Source organism: Streptomyces sp. SID4985, from assembly GCF_009863025.1.
Classification (GTDB): domain Bacteria; phylum Actinomycetota; class Actinomycetes; order Streptomycetales; family Streptomycetaceae; genus Streptomyces.
On record NZ_WWIR01000388.1, the window covers coordinates 1 to 22,763 of the forward strand.

The 22,763-nt window shown below is 70.8% G+C and carries 21 protein-coding genes and 1 pseudogene; 7 read left to right on the forward strand and 15 right to left on the reverse strand.

What is annotated here, in order from left to right; all coding sequences use genetic code 11:
- The 3 genes and pseudogenes from GTW40_RS16435 to GTW40_RS16445 form a co-directional block, all read left to right on the forward strand.
- Positions 1 to 606: pseudogene (locus tag GTW40_RS16435) on the forward strand (glutamyl-tRNA reductase); the annotation flags it as partial.
- Positions 603 to 1,562, forward strand: coding sequence for a hydroxymethylbilane synthase (gene hemC / locus GTW40_RS16440; RefSeq protein ID WP_161180941.1), 960 nt, complete (start codon positions 603 to 605; stop codon positions 1,560 to 1,562). The pseudogene GTW40_RS16435 and the gene hemC, both read left to right, overlap by 4 nt.
- Positions 1,559 to 3,268 carry a bifunctional uroporphyrinogen-III C-methyltransferase/uroporphyrinogen-III synthase gene (locus GTW40_RS16445; RefSeq protein WP_161180942.1) on the forward strand — a complete coding sequence of 570 codons (1,710 nt, stop codon included), beginning with the start codon at positions 1,559 to 1,561 and terminating at the stop codon, positions 3,266 to 3,268. Before hemC ends, GTW40_RS16445 begins: the two co-directional genes overlap by 4 nt.
- A gap of 61 nt (positions 3,269 to 3,329) precedes the next feature.
- Here the strand turns inward: GTW40_RS16445 and GTW40_RS16450 are convergent, their stop codons facing one another.
- On the reverse strand, positions 3,330 to 3,890 hold the full coding sequence (locus GTW40_RS16450) for an alpha/beta hydrolase (protein WP_161180943.1): 561 nt from the start codon (positions 3,888 to 3,890) through the stop codon (positions 3,330 to 3,332).
- 133 nt (positions 3,891 to 4,023) lie between these two features.
- On the opposite strand from GTW40_RS16450, the gene hemB reads away from it, so the two are divergent.
- Together hemB and GTW40_RS32680 are read left to right on the forward strand one after the other, a co-directional pair.
- On the forward strand, positions 4,024 to 5,016 hold the full coding sequence (gene hemB, locus GTW40_RS16455) for a porphobilinogen synthase (RefSeq protein ID WP_161180944.1): 993 nt from the start codon (positions 4,024 to 4,026) through the stop codon (positions 5,014 to 5,016).
- A gap of 87 nt (positions 5,017 to 5,103) precedes the next feature.
- Positions 5,104 to 5,250, forward strand: coding sequence for a hypothetical protein (locus tag GTW40_RS32680; RefSeq protein ID WP_202485977.1), 147 nt, complete (start codon positions 5,104 to 5,106; stop codon positions 5,248 to 5,250).
- Between the two features lie 87 nt (positions 5,251 to 5,337).
- Here the strand turns inward: GTW40_RS32680 and GTW40_RS16460 are convergent, their stop codons facing one another.
- The 8 genes from GTW40_RS16460 to argS form a co-directional block, all read right to left on the reverse strand.
- A complete protein-coding gene (locus tag GTW40_RS16460; protein ID WP_161180959.1) occupies positions 5,338 to 5,673 on the reverse strand; it encodes an SUKH-4 family immunity protein in 336 nt (111 codons plus the stop codon).
- Entirely contained in the window at positions 5,582 to 5,869 is a 288-nt protein-coding gene (locus tag GTW40_RS16465) for a hypothetical protein (RefSeq protein ID WP_161180945.1), read from the reverse strand. The genes GTW40_RS16460 and GTW40_RS16465 overlap by 92 nt, the downstream gene beginning before the upstream one ends.
- Positions 5,870 to 5,978: 109 nt before the next feature.
- A complete protein-coding gene (locus tag GTW40_RS16470) occupies positions 5,979 to 6,554 on the reverse strand; it encodes an SUKH-4 family immunity protein (RefSeq protein ID WP_161180946.1) in 576 nt (191 codons plus the stop codon).
- 33 nt (positions 6,555 to 6,587) lie between these two features.
- Positions 6,588 to 8,336, reverse strand: coding sequence for a nucleic acid/nucleotide deaminase domain-containing protein (locus tag GTW40_RS33730; protein WP_161180947.1), 1,749 nt, complete (start codon positions 8,334 to 8,336; stop codon positions 6,588 to 6,590).
- A gap of 156 nt (positions 8,337 to 8,492) precedes the next feature.
- Positions 8,493 to 9,770 (reverse strand): HEAT repeat domain-containing protein, encoded by a 1,278-nt coding sequence (locus GTW40_RS16480; RefSeq protein WP_161180948.1) that lies wholly within the window; start codon positions 9,768 to 9,770, stop codon positions 8,493 to 8,495.
- Between the two features lie 81 nt (positions 9,771 to 9,851).
- Positions 9,852 to 11,504 (reverse strand): hypothetical protein, encoded by a 1,653-nt coding sequence (locus tag GTW40_RS16485; RefSeq protein WP_161180949.1) that lies wholly within the window; start codon positions 11,502 to 11,504, stop codon positions 9,852 to 9,854.
- Positions 11,505 to 11,530: 26 nt separating this feature from the next.
- Positions 11,531 to 12,406, reverse strand: coding sequence for an SUKH-4 family immunity protein (locus tag GTW40_RS16490; protein ID WP_161180950.1), 876 nt, complete (start codon positions 12,404 to 12,406; stop codon positions 11,531 to 11,533).
- Between the two features lie 59 nt (positions 12,407 to 12,465).
- Entirely contained in the window at positions 12,466 to 14,253 is a 1,788-nt protein-coding gene (argS, locus tag GTW40_RS16495) for an arginine--tRNA ligase (protein WP_161180951.1), read from the reverse strand.
- Positions 14,254 to 14,512: 259 nt separating this feature from the next.
- On the opposite strand from argS, the gene lysS reads away from it, so the two are divergent.
- Positions 14,513 to 16,255 carry a lysine--tRNA ligase gene (gene lysS, locus GTW40_RS16500; RefSeq protein ID WP_161180952.1) on the forward strand — a complete coding sequence of 581 codons (1,743 nt, stop codon included), beginning with the start codon at positions 14,513 to 14,515 and terminating at the stop codon, positions 16,253 to 16,255.
- Positions 16,256 to 16,325: 70 nt separating this feature from the next.
- On the opposite strand, the gene GTW40_RS16505 is transcribed toward lysS, so the two are convergent.
- The 3 genes from GTW40_RS16505 to GTW40_RS16515 all read right to left on the reverse strand — a co-directional run bounded on the left by GTW40_RS16505 (position 16,326) and on the right by GTW40_RS16515 (position 19,589).
- On the reverse strand, positions 16,326 to 17,618 hold the full coding sequence (locus tag GTW40_RS16505; RefSeq protein ID WP_161180953.1) for a DUF2637 domain-containing protein: 1,293 nt from the start codon (positions 17,616 to 17,618) through the stop codon (positions 16,326 to 16,328).
- Positions 17,619 to 17,717: 99 nt separating this feature from the next.
- On the reverse strand, positions 17,718 to 18,644 hold the full coding sequence (locus tag GTW40_RS16510; protein WP_161180954.1) for a DUF3558 domain-containing protein: 927 nt from the start codon (positions 18,642 to 18,644) through the stop codon (positions 17,718 to 17,720).
- A gap of 111 nt (positions 18,645 to 18,755) precedes the next feature.
- Positions 18,756 to 19,589, reverse strand: coding sequence for a DUF3558 domain-containing protein (locus tag GTW40_RS16515; protein WP_161180955.1), 834 nt, complete (start codon positions 19,587 to 19,589; stop codon positions 18,756 to 18,758).
- Between the two features lie 226 nt (positions 19,590 to 19,815).
- Between GTW40_RS16515 and GTW40_RS16520 the strand changes: the two genes are divergently transcribed.
- Complete coding sequence (locus GTW40_RS16520; protein WP_161180956.1) at positions 19,816 to 21,009, forward strand: RtcB family protein; 1,194 nt, start codon at positions 19,816 to 19,818, stop codon at positions 21,007 to 21,009.
- Between the two features lie 26 nt (positions 21,010 to 21,035).
- Here GTW40_RS16520 and GTW40_RS16525 read toward each other — a convergent pair whose 3' ends face one another.
- The 3 genes from GTW40_RS16525 to GTW40_RS16530 all read right to left on the reverse strand — a co-directional run bounded on the left by GTW40_RS16525 (position 21,036) and on the right by GTW40_RS16530 (position 22,608).
- Positions 21,036 to 21,551, reverse strand: a complete 516-nt coding sequence (locus tag GTW40_RS16525; RefSeq protein ID WP_161180957.1) for a hypothetical protein — start codon at positions 21,549 to 21,551, stop codon at positions 21,036 to 21,038.
- Between the two features lie 137 nt (positions 21,552 to 21,688).
- The gene (locus GTW40_RS32685; protein WP_202485978.1) at positions 21,689 to 21,832 is read right to left on the reverse strand and encodes a hypothetical protein; all 144 of its coding nucleotides are present in this window, start codon (positions 21,830 to 21,832) and stop codon (positions 21,689 to 21,691) included.
- Entirely contained in the window at positions 21,832 to 22,608 is a 777-nt protein-coding gene (locus GTW40_RS16530) for an SDR family NAD(P)-dependent oxidoreductase (protein ID WP_161180958.1), read from the reverse strand. The genes GTW40_RS32685 and GTW40_RS16530 overlap by 1 nt, the downstream gene beginning before the upstream one ends.
- Positions 22,609 to 22,763: the final 155 nt, after the last annotated feature.

Below are 22,763 nucleotides of genomic sequence, written 5' to 3' on the forward strand. Positions count from 1 at the left end.
GCCGGGCTGATCGACGCGCTCGCGCAGACCGCCGCCACGATCGGCCGGGTCCCCGAGCACCGCAAGCCCGAGCCCGTCGCGGAGATCCCGCGTCCGGCGCCCGCCGTCTTCCTGCTCGACCTCGCCATGCCCCGCGACATCGACGCGGCCGCGCACCGCCTGGCCGGGGTGCGTCTGGTGGACATCGAGTCGCTGGCCGAGGCCTCCGCCGACGCGCCGATGGCGGCCGACGTGGACCAGGTCCGGCGTATCGTCTCCGACGAGGTCGCCGCCTTCGGCGCGGCCCAGCGGGCCCAGCACATCACGCCGACCGTGGTCGCCCTGCGCACCATGGCCGCCGATGTCGTCGCCGCCGAGATCGCACGGCTCGACGGCAGGCTGCCCGGCCTGGACACGCGCCAGCGCGGCGAGATCCGCCAGGCCGTGCACCGGGTCGTGGACAAGCTGCTGCACGCGCCGACCGTACGGGTCAAGCAGCTCGCGGCCGAGCCCGGCGGCGCCGGGTACGCGGACGCGCTGCGCACCCTGTTCGACCTCGACCCCGAGACGGTCGCGGCCGTCTCCCGGGCCGTGGACAACACAGACGAGAAGGACCGACCGGCATGACTGACAACGCACTGAGGCTGGGGACCAGGCGCAGCAAGCTCGCCATGGCCCAGTCCGGGCTGGTGGCCGAGGCCGTGAGCCGGGTGACCGGCCGGCCCGTCGAGCTGGTCGAGATCACCACGTACGGCGACGTCTCCCGCGAGGCGCTCGCGCAGATCGGCGGCACCGGTGTGTTCGTCACCGCGCTGCGCGACGCGCTGCTGCGCGGCGAGGTGGACTTCGCCGTGCACTCGCTCAAGGACCTGCCCACCGCGCAGCCCGAGGAACTGGCGCTGGCCGCCGTCCCCGAGCGCGAGGACCCGCGGGACGTGATCGTCGCGCGCGACGCGCTGAAGTTCACCGACCTGCCGCGCGGCGCCCGCGTCGGCACCGGTTCGCCGCGCCGCATGGCGCAGCTGAACGCGTACGCCCGCGCCCACGGCCTGGACATCGAGACGGTCCCGATCCGGGGCAACATCGACACCCGCGTCGGATACGTGCGTGAGGGGCAGCTCGACGCCGTCGTCCTCGCCGCCGCCGGACTCAACCGGATCGGCCGGATCGACGAGGTGACCGACTTCCTGTCGGTCGACACGGTTCTGCCCGCCCCCGGCCAGGGGGCCCTGGCGATCGAGTGTGCCGCGGACAACGCTGCCCTCGTCGCGGCACTCGGCGAGCTCGACGACCCGTCCACGCGGGCCGCCGTCACCGCCGAACGGTCATTGCTCGCCGCCCTGGAAGCCGGCTGCAGCGCCCCCGTGGGCGCGCTGGCCGACCTCCTGGCCGACGGGCCGAATGTCAAGGAAATGCGCCTGCGCGGCGTCGTCGGTACCACCGACGGTTCGCGGATGGTGCAGCTGTCCACCACCGGTCCCGTGCCCCAGACGCACGAGCAGGCGACGGCGCTCGGTCGCGAGCTCGCCGCCGAGATGCTCGTCCAGGGCGCGGCCGGTCTGATGGGGGAGCGAGCACTTTGAGCCCCACCACCCTTCCCGCCGCCCGTCCGGAACACGGTCACGTCACCTTCCTGGGTGCCGGACCCGGAGATCCGGGACTGCTGACTCTGCGCGCCGTGGAGGCGCTGGGGAACGCGGACGTCCTGGTCGCCGAGCCCGATGTGCTCGACGTGGTCCGGACGCACGCCCGCCCGGGCGTCTCCGTCGTACCGACGGAGGGCTCCTTCGCGGACGCGTCCACGGGTGCGGGCGCACCCCAGCTGACGGTGGTTGACGGCACGTCAACAACCGTTGGGGCCCCGGCCGCTGCCCGGGATGCCGCTCATCTTGTCATGGAGGCCGCGCGTGGCGGCAGGCGGGTCGTGCGTGCGGTTTCCGGTGATCCGGGGCTCGACACGGACGCCGCCGAGGAGATGCTGGCCTGCGCCGCCGCCGGGGTGCCCTTCGAGGTCGTCCCCGGTGTCGCGGCCGCGACCGGTGTGCCCGCGTACGCCGGTGTGCCGCTGCGGGACGCGCAGGGCGCGGACGTGCGTTTCGTGGACGCGCGTACCGCCTCCGCCCGCTGCTGGACCGAGGTCGGCGCCTCGGACGGCACGGTGGTCGTCTCGACCGCGCTGGACTCCGTCGCGGCCGCCGCGGCCGAGCTGGTCTCGGCGGGCCGCAAGCCGGACACCCCGATGACGGTCACCGTCGCGGGTACGACCACCCGCCAGCGGACCTGGTCGGCCACCCTCGGCACGATCGCGCAGACGCTGAAGCAGGCGAAGGTGCTGCCGTCCCCGGACGGTGGCCGCCCGGTCATAGCCGTGGTCGGTGAGCGCTCCGCCGCCGCCCGCCGCGACCAGCTGTCGTGGTTCGAGTCCAAGCCGCTGTTCGGCTGGAAGGTGCTCGTGCCGCGGACGAAGGAGCAGGCGGCGTCGCTCTCCGACCAGCTGCGCTCCTACGGCGCCGTGCCGCACGAGGTCCCGACCATCGCCGTCGAGCCGCCGCGCACCCCGCAGCAGATGGAGCGCGCGGTCAAGGGACTGGTCACCGGGCGCTACGAGTGGATCGCGTTCACCTCGGTCAACGCGGTGAAGGCGGTGCGCGAGAAGTTCGAGGAGTACGGGCTCGACGCGCGTGCCTTCGCGGGGATCAAGGTCGCCGCGGTGGGCGAGCAGACCGCCGCCGCGCTGATCGACTTCGGTGTGAAGCCGGACCTGGTGCCGAGCGGTGAGCAGTCGGCCGCGGGGCTCCTGGAGGACTGGCCGCCGTACGACCCGGTCTTCGACCCGATCGACCGTGTCTTCCTGCCGCGCGCCGACATCGCCACCGAGACCCTGGTGGCGGGGCTGATCGAGCTGGGCTGGGAGGTCGACGACGTCACGGCGTACCGCACCGTCCGTGCCTCGCCGCCGCCGCAGGACACCCGCGAGGCGATCAAGGGCGGCGGTTTCGACGCGGTGCTCTTCACCTCGTCCTCGACCGTCCGCAACCTGGTCGGCATCGCGGGCAAGCCGCACAACGTCACGATCATCGCCTGCATCGGCCCGGCGACCGCCAAGACGGCCGAGGAGCACGGCCTGCGCGTGGACGTGATGGCCCCCGAGCCGTCGGTCCACAAGCTGGCGGAGGCGCTGGCCGCGTTCGGCACCAAGCGGCGCACGGCCGCGCTGGAGGCGGGCGACCCGGTGACCCGGCCGAGCGAGCGGCGGCCGGGGGCGCGGAGGCGTCGTACGACGACGTGAGGCTGTAGTTGAGCCGAGGTGTGGCGGGGTGTTCCCTTGGGGGGGCACCCCGCCCGCTTTGTCAGACCCTGATCGCCCTGAGCGCCTCGGGCAGCTCGGTGACCCCCTCGTCCGCCAGGAAGTGGCCCGCGCCGGGGACCACCTGGGCGGTGGTGCCGAGGAGGGTGGCGAGGTGGTCGGTGTGGGGGGTGGGGACGACGGGGTCGGCGTCCGAGCGGAGGACCGTGAGGCGGTCGATGCAGGCGGCGAGGCCCGTGAGGTCGCAGCCGCCGGCGATGTACGTGTCCAGTTCGGGTATCGCGGGGAGCGGGTCCACGAAGCCGGAGACGAGCACCAGGGTGCCCAGTCGCCAGGGGCCTTCCAGCGCGCTCAGGTGGCGCAGGACGGTGAGGCAGCCGAGGCTGTGGGCGACGACCGTGGTGTGGGGGTTGGGCGTGCCGATGGCGGCGCCTGCGGCGGCCGTCCACTGGTCGGGGTCGGGGTTGTCCGTGTCGGGGAGGGCGGGGACGGTGGTGGGGATGCCGTGTTCCTCCAGGCGCTCGGCGAGCCAGGGGAACCAGTGGTCCTCGGGGGTGGCGCGGTAGCCGTGGATGATCGTGGCGCGGGGGTGTGCGGTCCTCATGGGGGAGGACGGTATGGGCTGACACCGGTGTGAGGGTCAAGCCGGGGAGGCCGTGCGGCGCCCGTGTGAAGCGTCCTCGCGTCCGACATCGCGTCGGCAAAGGCGGGGGCCGGGCGGGCGTAGCGTAGGGGATATGTCGAAGTACGGTTCCTTTCCCGGTACGCGTCCGCGGCGCCTGCGGACCTCGCCCGTCATGCGGCGGATGGTCGCGGAGACGCGGCTGGACCCGGCCGACTTCATCCTCCCGGCGTTCGTCCGCGAGGGCGTGAGCGAGCCGGTGGCGATCGAGGCGATGCCCGGGGTCGTGCAGCACACGCGGGACAGTCTGAAGAAGGCCGCGCTGGAGGCCGTCGAGGCGGGGATCTCCGGGATCATGCTGTTCGGTGTGCCGGAGGAGTCCAAGAAGGACGCGCTCGGCACGACCGGCACCGACCCGGACGGCATCCTCCAGGTCGCCCTGCGCGACGTGCGCGCCGAGGTCGGCGACGACCTGATGGTGATGTCCGACCTGTGCCTGGACGAGTTCACCGACCACGGGCACTGCGGTGTGCTGGACGCCGAGGGCCGCGTCGACAACGACGCCACCCTGGAGCGGTACGCCGAGATGGCCCAGGTCCAGGCCGACGCGGGCGCCCACATCGTCGGCCCGAGCGGCATGATGGACGGCCAGATCGGCGTCATCCGTGACGCGCTGGACCAGATCGGCCGCGAGGACGTGGCGATCCTCGCCTACACCGCGAAGTACTCCTCCGCCTTCTACGGCCCCTTCCGCGAGGCCGTCGCCTCCTCGCTCCAGGGCGACCGCAAGGCGTACCAGCAGGACCCGGCCAACCTCCGCGAGTCGCTGCGCGAGCTGGAGCTGGACCTCGCCGAGGGCGCGGACATGGTCATGGTCAAGCCGGCCGGTCCGTACCTGGACGTCCTCGCGAAGGTCGCGGACGCGGTGGACGTGCCCGTCGCCGCGTACCAGATCTCCGGCGAGTACTCGATGATCGAGGCCGCCGCCGAGAAGGGCTGGCTGGACCGCGACCGGGCCATCTTCGAGACCCTGACGGGGATCAAGCGGGCGGGGGCGCGGAACATTCTGACGTACTGGGCTACTGAAGTGGCGCAGAAGCTGCGGTAGGCGCCCGCGGCGTCCGCCGTGACAACGACCGGGCCCCGGCCGCCCCCTGAAGGGGGTGACCGGGGCCCGGTGTTCGTGGATCGGCGGATGTGCGACGTCTCCGACGGCTACCTCCACCCCGTCTTCCCCGGCGACGCCCCCACGAGCGGTCCGGCGACCGGTGACCCTCACAACCCGTACGACTGGAGCGGGTCCCTGCCCCATGACGACTGCGGCAGGATCACGCGCTCCTGAGGCGTTCCTGCGGCGGCTGGAGGGCAGGGGCTTTCGCGGCTGGAAGGCGCGGCAGCGGCAGCGGCAGGGAACTCTCGCTTTCCGTGCTCACCACATGCCGTCGAGGATCTCGGCGAGCATGGTGTTCCACTCCGACTCGCCGTCTTGGAGAGGCGTCGCGTCGAAGGCGGTCACCGTCTCACGGAAGCGGTGTACCCGTGCCTCGTCGTCGTCGCCGTCCGGCTGTCGCGCGTCGAGCAGTCTCCCGAACCCGGTGAGGCAGAAGGCGAGCGACTCGACGTCGCGGTGCAGGATCACGCTGTTCTCCTTGCCCTCCGGATAGGCGTGTACCTCACCGGAGTCGGGGTCCAGGACCAGGAGTGTGGCCCAGCACCGGCCAGTGCCGGCGCTCGGGTGGGCATGTGGAATCGCCGCCGTCGAGATCGAAGAGGGGGCCCAGTTCGATGGGGTCCGGGTCCGCCGCGTCCACCTCGGCGCGCGCCAGGAAGACGCGGCCGGTGGGGAGACCTACCGCGCTGAGGAACGTCGCGGGTTTCGCGGCGAGTGCTGAGCGGGGGTAGTGAGGGAACAGGACGATGCCCTCCAGGCCGTGGTTCCGCGCGAGCTCGTCAATGTCCATGGTGGTCACCGGTTGGCGTCACGTGCAGCGGGGCCCCGGTGTCCGTGAGCGCCTCGCGGGCGGAGTGGTCGCTCCCCACCGGCCTCGAGGCCCGCGACGGCATGTCGTCCTACGACCACATGCCGGCCTCCATGTCGTCCAGTACGGCGGGCCAGACGCTGTCTCCGCCGAACGGCAGCGGGTCGCGCTCCTCCACGGTGGCCCGAATGCCGTGCAGGGCCTCGGCGAGCCGCTCGAAGTCGGCCTCTTCCTCGTCCTCGTCGTCACTCCAGGGGAACTCCTTCAGGAGCCGCTGGAGCGCGAAGGTCAGGTATGCGAGGGAGGACATGTCCGTGTGCAGGGCCTGAACGGGGCCGCCGTTCTCGGAGAAGCCGTGCACCACGCCGGTCTCGGGGTCGAAGGCGAGATGTGTCTGCGGAAGCCACCCGAAAACCGGCCAACTCCCGCAGTCGGCAGGTACGTTCTCGTGGTGCGTGAGGTCGATCTTCTCGTTCACCAAGGGGAAACGGCCGGAGGGCATGCGCTTTTGGGGCTGGAAGACACCGGTCGGGATACCGGTGGTGAGCAGGATTCGCGCGGCATGCGATTCCGGCTGCTTGCTCCCCAAGGAGCCGGAGGGTGCCAGGAAGACGTTCTCTTCACCGAGCGACGAGACCATCGCTTCCCGGGAAACTTCGAACAGCATGGAATCCTCGCTGCTTCTTCTTGCCGGACGGGCTCAGGGCAGGAACTTGTTCTCCGACTGCCCGAGGTCGATCATGGTGCTGGTCATGCCGCCGCCCACCCCGTGATCCTTCCACTCCTGGTGCAGCCACCTGACGTATGCCTTGTGCTCGCGATCCTGCTTGTACTTGGTCAACTCTGTTCCGTCGGGGCGGGCTTCGTCTTGATCGTACTTGGCGCTGTGGGTGACATCCAGTTCTGGGTTGAAATGCTGCGCCAGCCATTGGTCGCAGTACATATTCGCTTCCTGGCACGGTTCGCGTTCTGTGTAAAGCGATCTGACGTTGTGTTTTTCTTCCGACTTGAGGATCGGGTACCCCAGCATTCTCTCCGAATGCACGGGATCGCTTGTGCCGACAAGAATGAACCGGCGGTCCTTCTCGTCGTCGAAAAGGACCGAGGCGTAGTTCGCGCCGCCCCTCTTGTAGATCTCCGGTCGTTCATGAGCGTTGTAGTGGCGAGCGATCTGAGTGGCGCGAGCCAGTTCGGTCGAACCGGGCGGGATTTTCTTCGAGGACACCCGGGGAGCCTCGGCTCCGCCGTCCTTGACTCCGTAACCCTTCTTGTCGGTCGAGTGCCACGGGTGCCAGGCCTCGCCTCCGTTCAACACGGAATGGATGCCGGAGGTGTCATGCGGGTCCAGGGCGCGGGTCGTCCCGTCCGGCATCAACCGTTGCACCGTGCCGTCGGAGTCCAGCAGGAACATGGGTGTCTCGCCGTGGGCGCCGTGTCCCGTCTTGATCCGCTTCACCCGGTCCTCGACGTCGAGATCCGTTCCCTTGTGGAGGCGGGACGTCGCCTTGACGCGTTCCGGGACGGTGTCCCGGAGGTGTTTGCCGACCTTGACCATGGCTTTTTCGCAGCCGGTCAGGGCGCCGTGCAGCATGGCGTCGAAGGGCTGGGTGAAGGCGTCGCGGCCCCGGGTGCGGCCGAAGGCGCCCCGGGCGCGGCCGAGGGGGGAGATGCCGGCCAGGCGCAGTTCGCTGCCGTGGACGGAGAGCCGGCCCGCGCCGTGCTCGAACTCGTCGTGGTCGATGAAGAGGTCGGCGCCCGAGGAGGGGCCGCCGCCGGAGGAGGCGAGGGTGATGCCGGTGTCGCCGCCCGCCGAGGCCAGTTTCATGCCGTGGTGGCCGTGGGCGCCGTCGCCGCCGTCCGGTACCGGGGGGAGGGAGAAGGCGTCGTCCACCATGTTCAGGACGGCGTCCTCGATCATCGCCTCCAGCTTGGCGTTGACCGGCTCGGTGACGCGGGCGATCAGTTCGTCGACGATCCGGTCCACGGCCTCGTCGATGAGGCGTTTGATCACCTGCCGCATCGCCGTGACCTCGGCGGCGCCGATCAGGGCGGACAGGCCGCCCGTGACGACCGCGAGACCGGCCGAGATGCCCAGCGAGCCCGCCATGACGACGAGTTCGGCCTCGGCCTTGGTCTTCATGCCGAAGATGATGTCCGCGACGATGTCGCAGGCGTCGGCGAACAGCCGGGCCAGTTCCGGGATCTTGTCGAGGTGGCCGGCCTTGACCTGGGCCCAGTGTTTCTCCATCGAGTCGACGGCCCAGCCGTGCGAGGAGGCCAGGATGCGTTCCACCGACTTGTGCGCGTCCGCGCCGTGCCCCTCGAATTTGTCGGCGAAGTCCCGCATGGCGTCGGCCATTTCGCGGTAGTCGTCCTCGTCGACGTTCGGGAAGTTGATGCCGATGAAGTCCAGTACGTCGTCCAGCCAGCCAGGCAGTGTGTAGCCCATCCCCGCGACGCCCCTCATCCCCGTGGTTCAGCGTATGAGTACGAAAACCCTAGCGAGTGAAGGCAGTTGACCCGCAAGGGTGTGCGGGTGTTCATGGCAGGGCCGTGACAAGCTCCACGAAGTGATCACGACGTCGCCAGATGGAGTGGCCCCCCGTCAGATGGCGTAGGCCCCCGAGCTCGGCCTCCCGTGCTCACGGGCGTAGGGGGTGAGCGCGACGAAGCCCGCGCCGCGCACCGCGGTGTCGGGGCCGAGGTCGAAGGGGCTCACCGCCAGCGCGGCGGCCAGTTCAGGAGCCAGGTAGGGAGCGAAGTCGGCCCACTCCTCCTCGCCGCTCTCCTCGAAGGCGGCACGCTCCTCCGGCAGGGGATCGCCCAGGCCGTACGCGGCGTCCTTGTCCGACCAGGTGCCACGACAACGGCGTACGACCGTGCCGTTCTCGGCGATCAGCCAGCCCGAACCGCCGCCCTGCTCGCCGAAGTAGTAGGCGTGAGCGCGCCCGTAGCGGCTGCTCAACTCCGTGACGACACGCAGTACTTCCTCCGCCCGCTCCTCGTCGGTGGGGCTGCACCAGGGGCCGAGGACCAGGGTCCAGCCGTCCACCTCCGGGGTGACGTAGACCCTGCCGTACTCGGCGCCGTCGTGGCTGTCGTGGGCGCCGACCTCCAGTCCCAGCTCGAACGTCGCGGGCCGGGCCTCGTAGAGGCCGAGCAGCTCCGCGATGCCCCGCTGGTCGCCACCGGGTACGGCGATCCAGGAGGTGAAGCACACGTCCAGGGACCGGGGACGGTCGTCGAGCAGCTTGATCCGGATCAGCCGGTCCACGGCGGCCCGGTCCGCCGCCGACAGGGCCTCCTCGCCGCCCAGCGCGGCGAGCACGGACAACGCGGGGGCCCGCAGTCTGCCCGGCCCCTGTTCGCGGACACGGCGCAGCGGCTCCAGGGCGCCCGGACCGAGCATGGTCAGCACCCACATGACGCGCTGGGCCACCTCCGGATCGGGGTCGGTCAGCAGGGGGATGAGCGTGTCGATCAGCACGGCGTAGTCGACGTCGGGGTTCGGCTCCCGGCCGAAGTCCACCGAGCAGGCGGACTGGATGCCGTACGCGGCCGACTGCCGTACGGACGCGGCCGGATGGCTCAGCGCCTCGATGTAGCGGTCTACCGTCCCGAACGACGAGAACACGCGGCTGAGGCGGCGGCGCGACTCCTCGTCCCGAGTGGCGGCGAGCGCCGTCAGCACCTCGTCGTAGGCGTGCTCCGGAATCCACTTGAGCAGCAGCCGCTCCAGCTCCCATGGCTTCACAGGGGAGTTGACGTTCAGCAGCTCGTCGAGCAGGGGGCGTACGGCGGTGCGGCCCCCGGCGGTCAGCCTGACCCGCGCCGCCTCCCGCTCGTACCCGTCGCCCGTTGCCAGCGCCTCGAACAGGTCCATGGCCGTCTCCCCGCGTGAACTTCCGTTGTTCCGAAGCAACATGATCGTGCACGGCGCCGACATCGGCCGTACTCGCAGACCTCAGGCGGCGGACAGCGCGATCAGCGACTCGTCGGTGCCGATCACGAGCAGGCCCGACCCGGTCACCGCCAACGCCCTTACCGCCAGGCCCGGATGGAACGTGCGGGGCGGGGCGTCCGAGTCCAGGGTGTGGTGTTCCACCAGGCCGTCGGACCAGGCGACGGCCAGCACCGGGCCGTCCGGTGTCACTCCGGCGGCCAGCGCCGTCACCGGGCAGGCGCGGGCGGCCAGGGGTGTGCCGAGCGGGTCCGCCCTCGGGCTCCAGGCCCGGACCCGGCCGTCCAGGCCGCCGCTGTAGAGGAGGGGGATCGCTCGGCCTTCGGTCTCCGGTGGGACCGGCAGGTCCAGCGCCGCCAGCGCGGTCACGGGGCCCTCGTGCAGTACGGCATCGCGTTCGGTGTCTCCCTCCAGAGAGAGGGAGAAGGCGTGCACCTTCCCGGTCGCGTCCCCCGTCGCCAGTACCGTCCCGGAAGCCGCCAGTGCCGTGCCCGGGTGCTCCTTGAGTCGGGCGTTCGCCCTCTCCAGCAGCCCTTCCAGCGGGGCCGGACCATCGTCCAGAAGCGCCTCCAGGCCCTTCCGCTCGCGGACCGCGCCCGCGCGCAGGCGCAGGATGCCCTCGGTGTCCAGGGCCAGCACCTCGCCCTCGGGGGCGGCGGCGAGGGCCCGGATGCGGTCGGAGGAGCGCGGCAGACGCCCGGCCGGGGTCGCGTCCCGCTCGTCGAGCAGGCGGACCGTGCCCTGGTGGTCGGCCACCAGGAGCTGCCCGCCCCGTACCGCCACCGCCCGCGCCGGACCCGGCCACGGCGGGCGCACGTCGTCGCGCACCCGGCGCCAGGCCAACCGCCACGCGGAACCGCTCGCCAGTGCCGCGAGGGTTTCCGGGTGGCGCGGGTCGGCCGCGTCGCCCAGGGCGGAGAGAAGGGTCAGGGCGCGCACGGAAGGGTCGCGCGCGTCCGTCAGGGACAGGCCCGCGCGCAGCCATGCCTCCCGCAGGCCCCCGTGAGACCCGCCGGAACGCTCGAAGAGTCTCGTCACCTGCCACGGGTCGGCCGCGCAGATCGCCGCCGGATCGTCCAAGTCGACGGCAGGCAACGGGATTTCAGTGGTCGACTGCTCCGGCGTCTGCCGCGCCGCCCACTCGGCGTACCGGCGCGGGTCCGTCCACTGGTCCTCGTCCAGGTTCATCGCCGCCGCGCCGGTGGCCCGGAGTCGCGCACCGGCGTCCGGGCGCGTCTCCACCACCAGCCGCACATGGTCCAAGTCCAGCAGGGCCAGGGCGAGTTCGCTCACCGTCTCCGGGTCGTCCGCCGCGTGCAGATCCGGCAGGACCAGTACCGTACGGCGCCCGTCGGCGGCCAGCGCGGCCACCAGCCCGCCCGGGGTGTGGGCCGCCACCGACAGTTGCCGCGCCAGGGTCCAGGTCGCCGTCAGCGCGGACTGTCCGGCGAGCGGTACGAATCCGTGCACGCGCCGTTCCGCCCGCGTGTCCGGGCGTGTGCCGTGGCCCACCAGCCAGGCCAGTAACGTCGATTTACCGCCGCCCGCGCCGCCCGTGACCAGGCAGAGTCTCGGCGCGGCCGGGTCCGCCAGCCAGGACAGCAGTGCGGCGGCGGCCGGTTCACGGCCCGCGGCCGGGCGTGACCAGTGGTCCATCGTGCGCTCCCCCTCCCGCACCGGAGTCAGCCGCGTCCGCCGTGTTCCGCCGCGTACGTGATCAGCTCCTTGAGGCCGTCCTCGCGGGACCCGGCGGTGTCGCCGTAGTCGAAGCTGTGCGTGAACTCCGCGTGCGGGAAGGTGGCTTGGAGCCAGACGGCGCAGTAGTGGCCCGGCATCACGCAGGGCTCCAGCTCGCAGTAGACGCGGCGGACCTGCTCCGGGGCGACGCCCTGGGCACGCAGGGTGTGCCAGACCAGTTCCTCGGGGTGGGGCAGGCCCGGTCCGGTCGAGTCGGTGGCGATCTGCCGGGCGCCGGACGCGTCGACGTACTCGAAGGCGGCGGAGAAGGGGAAGTTGAGGGTGTGGCGCACGTCGTCCAGCACCTTCGGCCACCAGCTCTCGCGCTCCGCGAAGGCGTCGGGGTCGATCTGCCGCAGCTCGGCGTTGAGTTCGCGGAACGCGGCGGCGGCCACGGGGAGACTGGCCGAGGCGGCGATCACCGGGAGCCTGCGGTCGAGCGCGGCCAGACAGGCGTCGAACTCCGGGATGCCGGAGCTGACGAACATGTCGTCCTCACCGAGCCCGAGGAACACCGCCTGGACCGCGCCGTCCGGCCGTACGCACAGGTGCGCCAGCGGGTCCGTGCCGATCCGCAGCCAGCCCTCCTGTTCCGCGGGCGCGCGCAGCCCCTGGTGCCCGGCGAACATCCCCAGCGTCAGCCCGTCGGTGTCACCCGCCGCCGTGAAGTACGGCGTCACGTGCAGCGGAACCCCGGTGTCCGTCAGCGCCTCGCGGGCCGCTTCGGGCAGCCGTATCCCGTACGAACCGGGGAGCTGGAACCGGCGCATACCGTCCGGGCCGAAGTGGTCCGTGGACGGGTCGGGAACGCGCTCGGGCATCGGGCACCTCTCGGTCGGTGGGGAGCGGTCACTCCCCACCGACCTTAAGGGGTCGGACGTCAGAGCTTCTCGGGCGTGCGGATGCCGAGGAGGGCCATGCCCTGGTGGAGCGTACGGGCCGTCAGGTCGACCAGGAACAGGCGGTTCTCCCGCTGCTCCGGGGTGTCGGCCTTCAGGACCGGGCACTGGTCGTAGAACGTCGTCAGCAGGGAGGCCAGCTGGTAGAGGTAGGCCGCCAGCTTGTGGGGCTCGTAGGCCGCCGCGACCTCCAGGACCGTCTCCGCGAACTGGTCCAGGTGCAGACCCAGGGCACGCTCGGCGGGGGCCAGCTCCAGCTCCGGGTGGGCGACGGCACGCGCGTCACCGGCCCGGCGGAGGATGGACTGGATCCGGGCGTAGGCGTACTGGAGGTACACCGAGGTGTCGCCGTTGAGCGAGACCATCTGGTCCAGGTCGAACTTGTAGTCCCGCACGGCGGAGGTGGAGAGGTCCGCGTACTTCACGGCGCCGATGCCGACCCAGCGGCCGTTCTCGACGATCTCCTCCTCGGTCAGGCCCACCTTCTCGGCCTTCTCCCGGACGACGGCGGTCGCGCGCTCCACCGCCTCGTCCAGCAGGTCCACCAGGCGGACCGTCTCGCCCTCGCGGGTCTTGAACGGCTTGCCGTCCTTGCCGAGGACCGTGCCGAAGGCGAGCTGGTGCGCCTTGACCCGGTCGTTCAGCCAGCCGGCCCGGCGGGCGGTCTCGAAGACCATCTTGAAGTGCAGGGACTGCCGGGCGTCCACGACGTAGATGATGCTGTCGGACTTCAGGTGGAAGACACGGTCGCGGATCGCGGAGAGGTCGGTGGCCGCGTAGCCGTAGCCGCCGTCGGACTTCTGGACGATCAGCGGGACCGGGTTGCCGTCCGGGCCCTTGACGTCGTCGAAGAACACGCAGAGCGCGCCCTCGGAGCGGACCGCGACGCCGGACTCCTCCAGGAGGCGGCAGGTCTCGGCCAGCATGTCGTTGTAGCCGGACTCGCCGACCACGTCCGGGTCCTGGATGTCCATGTCGAGCTTGTCGAAGACCGAGTAGAAGTAGATCTTCGACTCGTCGACGAACCGCTGCCACATGGCCAGCGTCGCGGGGTCGCCCGCCTGGAGGTCGACCACCCGGCGGCGGGCCCGCGTCTTGAACTCCTCGTCGGAGTCGAAGAGCACCCGCGCCGCCTTGTACAGGCGGTTCAGGTTGGACATGGCCTCCTCGCCGGAGGCCTCGGTGACCTCGGACGCGGCGGAGTCCTTGTGGTCCAGCTCGTGCGGGTGCTCCTCCAGGTACTGGATGAGCATGCCGAACTGGGTGCCCCAGTCGCCGATGTGGTGGCGGCGTACCACGTTCTCGCCGGTGAACTCGAGGAGCTGGACGACCGCGTCGCCGATGACCGCCGAGCGCAGATGGCCGACGTGCATCTCCTTGGCCACGTTCGGCTGGGCGTAGTCGATGACCGTGGTGCCCGGGTGCGCGGCGAGCGGCACGCCGAGGCGGCCGGTCTCGTCCGCGTAGCGCGCGGCCAGGTTCGAGGTGATCGCCTTGTCCGCGACGGTGATGTTGAGGAAGCCGGGGCCGGAGACCTCGATGTCCGCGATCACGTCGCCGGTGACGATCCCGGACACCACCTGCGTGGCCAGCTCGCGCGGGTTCGCCTTGTTCTTCTTGGCGAGCGCGAGGATGCCGTTGGCCTGGTAGTCGGCCCGGTCGCTTCGTCGCAGCAGCGGGTCGACTCCGTCGGCTTCCGGGAGGGAGGAAGCGAGGGCGTTCGCGAGGCGCTGGTTGACGAGATCGGTGAGCGACGTGACCGAAGCCATAAGGGTGGGTGCCGTTCTCCTCGTGGATGACTGGATGCGGCCAGTATCCCATGGGGGGTAAAGCGGTTTTTGCGGAGAGCTCGGGGCGCGCGGTGGCCGGGCGAGGCGCGGGTCGTGGGTGGCTGGTCGCGCAGTTCCCCGCGCCCTGAACAGGCGGCTGCGCCGCCTGTGGGGCACAGAAGGGGGAAAGGGGTTTCCGTGGTTGCCACCGGAGCTGGGAGAATGGAGCGGTCACTCACAGAACTCAGAAAAAGAGGACGTGCCGATCGTGGCTCAGAGCAGCGAGACCACCGACTGGGTCTCCCGTTTCGCGGATGACGTCATCGAGGAGTCGGAGCGCCGAGCCCCCGGCAAACCGGTCGTCGTCGCCTCCGGGCTCTCCCCGTCCGGCCCGATCCACCTGGGCAACCTGCGCGAGGTCATGACCCCGCACCTGGTCGCGGACGAGATCCGGCGCCGCGGGTACCAGGTCCGCCACCTGATCTCCTGGGACGACTACGACCGCTACCGCAAGGTCCCGGCCGGTATCGCGGGCATCGACGAGTCCTGGGCCGAGCACATCGGCAAGCCGCTGACCTCGGTCCCGGCGCCGGAGGGCTCCGCGTACCCGAACTGGGCCGAGCACTTCAAGGCCGCCATGACCGAGGCGCTGGCCGAGCTGGGTGTGGAGTTCGACGGGATCAGCCAGACGGCGCAGTACACCTCGGGTGTCTACCGCGACCAGATCCTGCACGCGATGAAGCACCGCGGTGACATCGACGCGATCCTCGACCAGTACCGCACCAAGAAGGCCCCGGGGAAGAAGCCGCAGCAGAAGGCGGTCGACGAGGCCGAGCTGGAGGCCGAGGAGGGTTCCGGCGCCGCCGCCGAGGACGACGGCAGCTCCGGCTCCGCCGGGTACTTCCCGTACAAGCCGTACTGCGGCGAGTGCGGCAAGGACCTCACCACCGTCACGTCGTACGACGACGACACCACGGAGCTGTCGTACACCTGCACCGCGTGCGGGTTCGGCGAGACGGTCCGGCTCAGCGAGTTCAACCGGGGCAAGCTGGTCTGGAAGGTCGACTGGCCGATGCGCTGGGCCTACGAGGGCGTGATCTTCGAGCCCTCCGGTGTCGACCACTCCTCGCCGGGCTCGTCCTTCCAGGTCGGCGGCCAGATCGTCGGCATCTTCGACGGCGAGCAGCCCATCGGCCCGATGTACGCGTTCGTCGGCATCTCCGGAATGGCCAAGATGTCGTCCTCGCGCGGTGGCGTGCCCACCCCGTCCGACGCGCTGAAGATCATGGAGCCGCAGCTGCTGCGCTGGCTGTACGCCCGCCGCCGCCCCAACCAGTCCTTCAAGATCGCCTTCGACCAGGAGATCCAGCGCCTCTACGACGAGTGGGACAAGCTCGCGGGCAAGGTCGAGGACGGCTCGGCCCTCCCCGGTGACGTCGCCGCGTACACCCGTGCCGTCGGCACCGCCGCCGGTGAGCTGCCGAAGACCGCGCACCCGCTGCCGTACCGCACGCTGGCCTCGGTCGCCGACATCACCGCGGGCCACCAGGACCAGGCGCTGCGCATCCTCTCCGAGCTGGACCCGGCGAACCCGATCACGGACCTCGCCGACGCCCGCCCCCGGTACGACAAGGCCGAGGCGTGGATCAACACCTACGTCCCCGCCGACCAGCGCACGATCGTCCGCGAGGAGCCGGACGCCGAGCTGCTGAAGTCGCTGGACGAGGAGGGCCGCGAGTCGCTGCGCCTCCTGGTCGACGGCCTCGCGGACAACTGGTCCCTGGACGGCCTGACCCACCTGGTCTACGGCGTCCCGAAGGTGCGCGCGGGCTTCTCCGCCGACGCCACCGCCAAGGAGCTGCCGCCGGAGATCAAGACGGCCCAGCGGACCTTCTTCGCCCTGCTGTACCACCTGCTGGTCGGCCGCGACACCGGCCCGCGTCTGCCCACCCTGCTGCTGGCCGTGGGCCAGGACCGGGTCCGGACGCTGCTCGGGGAGTAGGCCGCGTTACGTGAGAGGGGGCGCCCGGTGTGACACCGGGCGCCCCCTCTTCGTATCCCCACGCGGCGCGTCAGGCGATGTGGTCCTCCTCCATCTCCTTCATGTGGCGCTGCTGGAAGTGCTCGGCCAGTCCCTTCGCCTCACCAGGCTCCATGGTGATGCCGTAGGTGGCCTGTATGTCCTCGGCGAGCATCGGGCCGGTCGGGTAACTGCCGTCTATCGACTGCCGGAAGACCTGGTACAGGTCCTCCTCGTCCGGCTCCGGGACGCCGCCGCCCTCGCCCAGCTCACGGGTGCGGTTCGGGCCGACCGGGATCGGGAAGCTGCCCGTCTCCTCCGGGGAGGGCTGCTGGAACTGCTCCTGCGGCTGCTCCTCGTACCAGTCCCCGTACTGCTCGTCGGGCACGTACTGGGGGTCGGGAACCGGCTCGAAGGCAGGGTCGTAGCCGCCCTGGTACTCCATCTCGCCCGGTGCCTTGCCCTGGAACCAGGGGCTCTGCTCATCGCCCTCAAGACCCTCGGGGCCCAGGGGGAAGCCCTGCGGCTGCTGGAACTGCCCGGCGGGCGGCTGCTGTTGGGACTGCGCCTGGTTCTGCGTCTGGCCCTGCGCCGGGACCCCCTGGGCCATCGGGGCCGCCTGGAGTTCGCCCGCCACCTGGACCGGCTGGGGCAGCACCGGAACCGGCGGAGCCACCACCGCCTCGATGCCCGCCGCCGCCAGGCCCGCCGGGGCGGTCTCCGTGAGCGGGACGCCGTAACGCGCCAGGCGCAGCGGCATCAGGGACTCCACGGGCGCCTTGCGGCGCCAGGCGCGGCCGAAGCGGGAGTGCAGCCGGGCCTGGTAGACGAGACGTTCCTGCTCCAGCTTGATGACCTGCTCGTAGGAGCGCAGCTCCCACAGCTTCATCCGCCGCCACAGCAGGAAGGTCGGCACCGGGGAGAGCAGCCAGCGCGTGATGCGCACGCCCTCCATGTGCTTGTCGGCCGTGATGTCCGCGATCCGGCCGACCGCGTGCCGGGCCGCCTCCACGGCGACCACGAAGAGGATCGGGATGACCGCGTGCATCCCGACGCCCAGCGGGTCCGGCCAGGCGGCCGCGCCATTGAAGGCGATGGTGGCCGCCGTGAGCAGCCAGGCCGTCTGGCGCAGCATCGGGAAGGGGATGCGCATCCAGGTCAGCAGCAGGTCGAGCGCGAGCAGCACACAGATGCCCGCGTCGATGCCGACCGGGAACACATAGGAGAAGTTCCCGAAGCCCTTCTTGAGGGCCAGTGCGCGGACGGCCGCGTACGAACCGGCGAAGCCGATACCGGCGATGATCAAGGCGCCGGCCACGACCACGCCGATGAGTACGCGGTGCATCCGAGTCAGCTGAAGTGGCGCGGCCACTCGTACTCCCCTCCCGTTACGTGTTGTTGCGCGCAACAGGGTGGCACACGTGTACGGCGAACGTGGTGCCGGTCAGCTCTTCTTGTCGGCTTCGGCGGACGCGGAAGCGCTGGGCGAGGCGGACTGGGAGGGCTTGCCGGAGGCCGGGGCGGACGGCTTCCCGGACGGCTTCTGCGACGGCGAGGCGGACGCGCCGCCACTCGAACTCGGCGCCTGACCACGGCCGTTGGCGGCGGAGACGAAGGCTATGGCCTCCTTGGCGGCCTTCTCCGCCTTCTTCGTCAGGTCGTCGGCGTCGGGCGTCTTCTCGCCCGCGAGACCCGCGCCGTTGTAGTCGAGCGTGACGACAACATTCTGGACACGGGCGACCACCGTCTGCTGCTTGAAGGCGCCTTCCTTCTTCTTCAGGTCGTAGCGCACCACCGTCGCCTCGTCGCCCGTGCCGGTCAGCGGCTGCGACTTGGTGTTCTTCGCGTCCGAGACGTGCTGGGCGTCGGTGAGCTGCTGGGTGTAGTACGAGTGGGCCTGCTCGTTGCCGCTGCCCCGGGCCGCGTCGGAGTCGAAGCGCAGCAAGGAGACGCTCAGCCAGCGGAACTGCGAGCCCTTGACGCCGTTGTCGGCCAGGCTGGTCCACGAGCAGGACGAGCGGGCGGTGTTGTCGTCGGTCTTGCCCTGCTTGCCGGACTTGCTCTTCGGCACCAGCTCGCCCTGCGTCTTCTTGGTCAGCGCCGCGCAGGGCTCGGGAAGCTTCTGGTACGCGGCCGGAGCGACCGTCGGGGTGGTGTCCGACGAGGACGCGCCCGCCGTGTCACCGCCCGCGCTCTGCTGGGCGGCCGGGGTTTCCTTGTTCGCGGAGTCGCCGGAGTCCGACGAGCATCCCGCGGTGATGAGCACCGCGGGCACCGCGGCCGCGCACACCAGAACGCGGCTCAGGCGCCCGGCTCGATGGTGGGCACGGTCGTCTCGCTGTACGGCTCGCTGCATGGTTCCTTCACTCATGACGCTCGGTGTTCGTGCGGGTTCCTGCCAGGTCACCGTACGCGGTGAAGGAGACGTGTGTTTCCGGTTCGCGCTGTGCGCGGAGTGACGCCGGGGGCGGTCGAGGGGGCGTCAGCCGTTGAGCTTGTCGGCCAGTTGAGAGGCCAGATCCCGGGCCCTGTCCTGCATTTCCTTGCTGTCCGGGACGGCTCCGACGACCATCGGCTGCTCCTCGTACTCGAGGGTGACGACGACGTTGGACGTGCGGAACACCACAGTCACGGTGCGCGGTTCGGCCGTCGAACCGGAGGTGGCGAGCTGGTCGTCGAGGTACGCCTCGTCGCCGAGGTCGGGGAGGGCGCGGGGGCGCAGATCGACGGCGTCGGTGTCGGTGTCCGAGGGGTCGGGGCTCGCACCGGGGCCGGTGCTGGTGCTGGTGCTCGCGGTGGGGGTGGGGCTCGCCGTGCCGCTGGGGCTGCCGGAGGGGGAGGCGGGTTCGCCGCCCGGGGTGCCGGGGACGGGCAGATGGGCGGCCTTCTCCATGCCCTGGAACAGCTCGCGGGCCTCGCTGTCGTCGCTGACCGCGTTGTCGAAGGACACCACGCGCTCGAAGTCCACCGAGAGACGGTCGGTCGCGGTGGTGGACTCGACCTTCCAGTGGCAGCCCACCTTGCGGTCGGTGTCGTAGGTCAGCTCGGGCACGCCCCGGTACGCCTTGTCGCGCTGGTCGGGGTCGGTGATCTGGCGGACGCCGGGCAGTAGGGCGGCGAGGGTCTCGCGGCCGACGGCACCGCAGGGTTCGGGCAGGGTGCGGTACTTGCCGGGCTGGGCGGCGACGGTGGCCGCGCCCGCGTCGCCCGGGTTGGCGTCGTCGGTGGGACTCGCTCCGTCCGAGCCGCTCGTGCAGCCTGTCAGCAGGGCCGCGAAGAGGGCGGCGGTACCGATGACATGGGCCTTCCGCTGCACGGTCGGGCTCCTCTCGACGGGGATGCGGATCCGGCGGTGTGCGCGCCGGTGCTCCAGTGTCCCCGCTGGTTATTCGCTTGCCGCGGCGGGGCGCCTGCTGGACACAATGTGTATCGCACGCACCACCGCGGACGCCGGTCCCCTGTCCCATTTCGCAGACCATGGCGCCGCTTTTGCGTTCTGCGTTCTTTGAGACTTTTGCCGCCCCTGGGGGAATGAGGAAGCGATGTCGTACGTCGAGATACCCGGCGCCCGGGTACCGGTCCGCATGTGGGCCGACCCCGCCACCGTCGATGACGGCGCGATGCGCCAGCTCCAGAACGTCGCCACGCTCCCCTGGATCCGCGGCCTCGCCGTCATGCCGGACGTCCACTACGGCAAGGGCGCGACGGTCGGCTCGGTCATCGCCATGCGGGACGCGGTGTGTCCGGCGGCGGTGGGGGTGGACATCGGCTGCGGGATGTCGGCGGTCAAGACGTCGCTGACGGCGAACGACCTGCCGGGGGATCTGTCGCGGCTGCGGTCGCGGATCGAGCAGGTGATTCCGGTGGGGCGGGGGTTGCACGACGACCCTGTCGAGCCCGGGCAGTTCCACGGTCTGGCCACGGCCGGCTGGGCGGAGTTCTGGGGCCGCTTCGACGGGGTCGCCGAAGCGGTCAAGTTCCGTGAGGAGCGTGCCCACAAGCAGATGGGAACGCTCGGCAGCGGGAATCACATGATCGAAGTCTGTCTCGACCAGTCGGACTCGGTCTGGCTCATGCTCCATTCCGGCTCCCGCAACATCGGCAAGGAACTGGCCGAACACCACATCGGCGTCGCGCAGAAGCTTCCGCACAACCAGGGCTTGGTGGACCGCGACTTGGCCGTCTTCGTCTCCGACACCCCGCAGATGGCGGCCTACCGCAACGACCTGTTCTGGGCGCAGGAGTACGCCAAGTACAACCGCACGCTGATGATGGCCCTCCTGAAGGACGTCATCCGCAAGGAGCTCAAGAAGGCGAAGCCCGTCTTCGAGCCGGAGATCTCCTGCCACCACAACTACGTGGCGGAAGAGCGGTACGGGGGCGTGGACCTGCTGGTCACCCGCAAGGGCGCGATCCGGGCCGGCTCTGGCGAGTACGGCATCATCCCCGGCTCCATGGGGACGAGTTCGTACATCGTGAAGGGCCTCGGCAACGAGAAGGCCTTCAACTCCGCCTCGCACGGCGCCGGCCGCCGGATGAGCCGCAGCGCGGCCAAGCGCCACTTCACGGTCAAGGACCTCGAGTACCAGACCCGAGGCGTGGAATGCCGCAAGGACTCCGGCGTCCTGGACGAGATCCCCGGCGCCTACAAGAACATCGACCAGGTGATGGAGCAGCAGCGGGACCTGGTCGAGGTGGTGGCGAAGCTGAAGCAGTTCGTCTGCGTGAAGGGCTGATCACCGACTGGTCGTGGACCCGGGTCCTACCGCCGCGCGGGCGGACTCGGGTCCCAGCCGACGGCGAACGACCACGACACGTGCCGATCCGCCGAGACCTGGAGCGTTCCGGTCGGCCGGGATTCGCTCAGCTGGATTTCGTTCATGCTCGGAAGCACCTTTCCCTTTTCGCAGACGAGTGGGAAAGACACGTGGGCGGGTGAGACCTTCACCGACATTCGGCCGTCGCCCTGGCAGTTGACGGCGACGGCCAGTGTCCTGCCCGCCTTGATTCCATCGGGAAGGGGATAAGCGGCGCTTCCCGAGAGCGACGCCCCCGAGGCCAGGACTTCGATGCCGTCCGAGGAAATCCGGGGCGCCTTCGCGACGGACGGGGCGTATGGATCGTGTGTCGTGCCGGACGCCGATGCCGGTGCTGGTGCCGAAACGGATGGAGTGTCGGCGGCAGCCTTGCCCTCCTCGACACCCTTGCCGCCCTGGCCGTCGCAGCCCGCGACGGCCAGCACGATGAGCAGCGCGCCGCCCGCACGCCGAAGTGTCACGCCCGATCCGGATAACAACGCGAGCCCCCCGAGATACCGGCCGACAAAGTGCCGACGTGTCCGAACCCTCACGCGGGCGGGATCGGCCGGTCAAGCATTCTCCGAAGGATTGAGGAAGACCTGAGGCGGCCGTCCGTTCACCTCGCGTGCCGTACCGCGTAGATCATCACGAACGCGATCACGTGGATGCCGAAGAGGAAGTACGCCAGGAAGTACCAGACCTGGCGTTCGTCCTTGGTCTCCTGGGCGAGGCGGCGTTGTTCGGCGGTTTTGTCGGGCATCACAGCTCCCGGTGGACCTTGGTGTTGGAGGCCTGGGCGCGGGGGCGCAGGACCAGGAGGTCGACGTTGACGTGGCTGGGGCGGGTGACCGCCCAGGTGATCGTCTCGGCCACGTCGTCGGCGGTGAGGGGGGCGGCGACGCCCTCGTAGACCTTGGCGGCCCTGGCCGCGTCGCCGTCGAAGCGGGTCAGGGCGAACTCGTCCGTCTTGACCATGCCGGGGGCGATCTCCACGACCCGGACCGGCTTCCCGACGATCTCCAGGCGCAGGGTCTCGGCGAGGACGTGCTCGCCGTGCTTGGCGGCGACATAGCCCGCGCCGCCCTCGTACGTGCCGAGCCCGGCGGTGGAGGAGACGACGACCACCACGCCGTCGCCGCTCGCCTCCAGCTTGGGCAGCAGGGCCTGGGTGACGTTGAGGGTGCCGATGACGTTCGTCTCGTACATCGTGCGCCAGTGCTCCGGGTCGCCGGTCGCCACCGGGTCCGCGCCGAGCGCGCCGCCCGCGTTGTTGACCAGCACGCCGATCGTGCGGAACGCCGACGCGAACTCGTCCACCGCCGCGCGGTCCGTCACGTCCAGCGGGTACGCCGTCGCCGCGCCGCCCGCCGCGTTGATCTCCTCCGCGAGCGCTTCGATCCGGTCCTTGCGGCGCGCGGTGAGGACGACCCGGTACCCGGCCTCGGCGAGACCGCGGGCGGTGGCCGCGCCGATCCCGCTGCTCGCGCCCGTGACGACGGCGATACGGGCGGCGGCGGACGGGGCTGCGGGGGCCATGGGCTGCTCCTGGCGTGCTGGGAAACGGGCGCTGCCGTCCCAGCGTAGGCGAGCGCGGGTGGGCCGCTCCCCGGTGGTCGCGCCTTGCCGCCCGCTCCTCAGCCACTTCGTCGGCCGCGGCTGGGTCGACCGCGACTGGGTGGTGCCGCACTTCG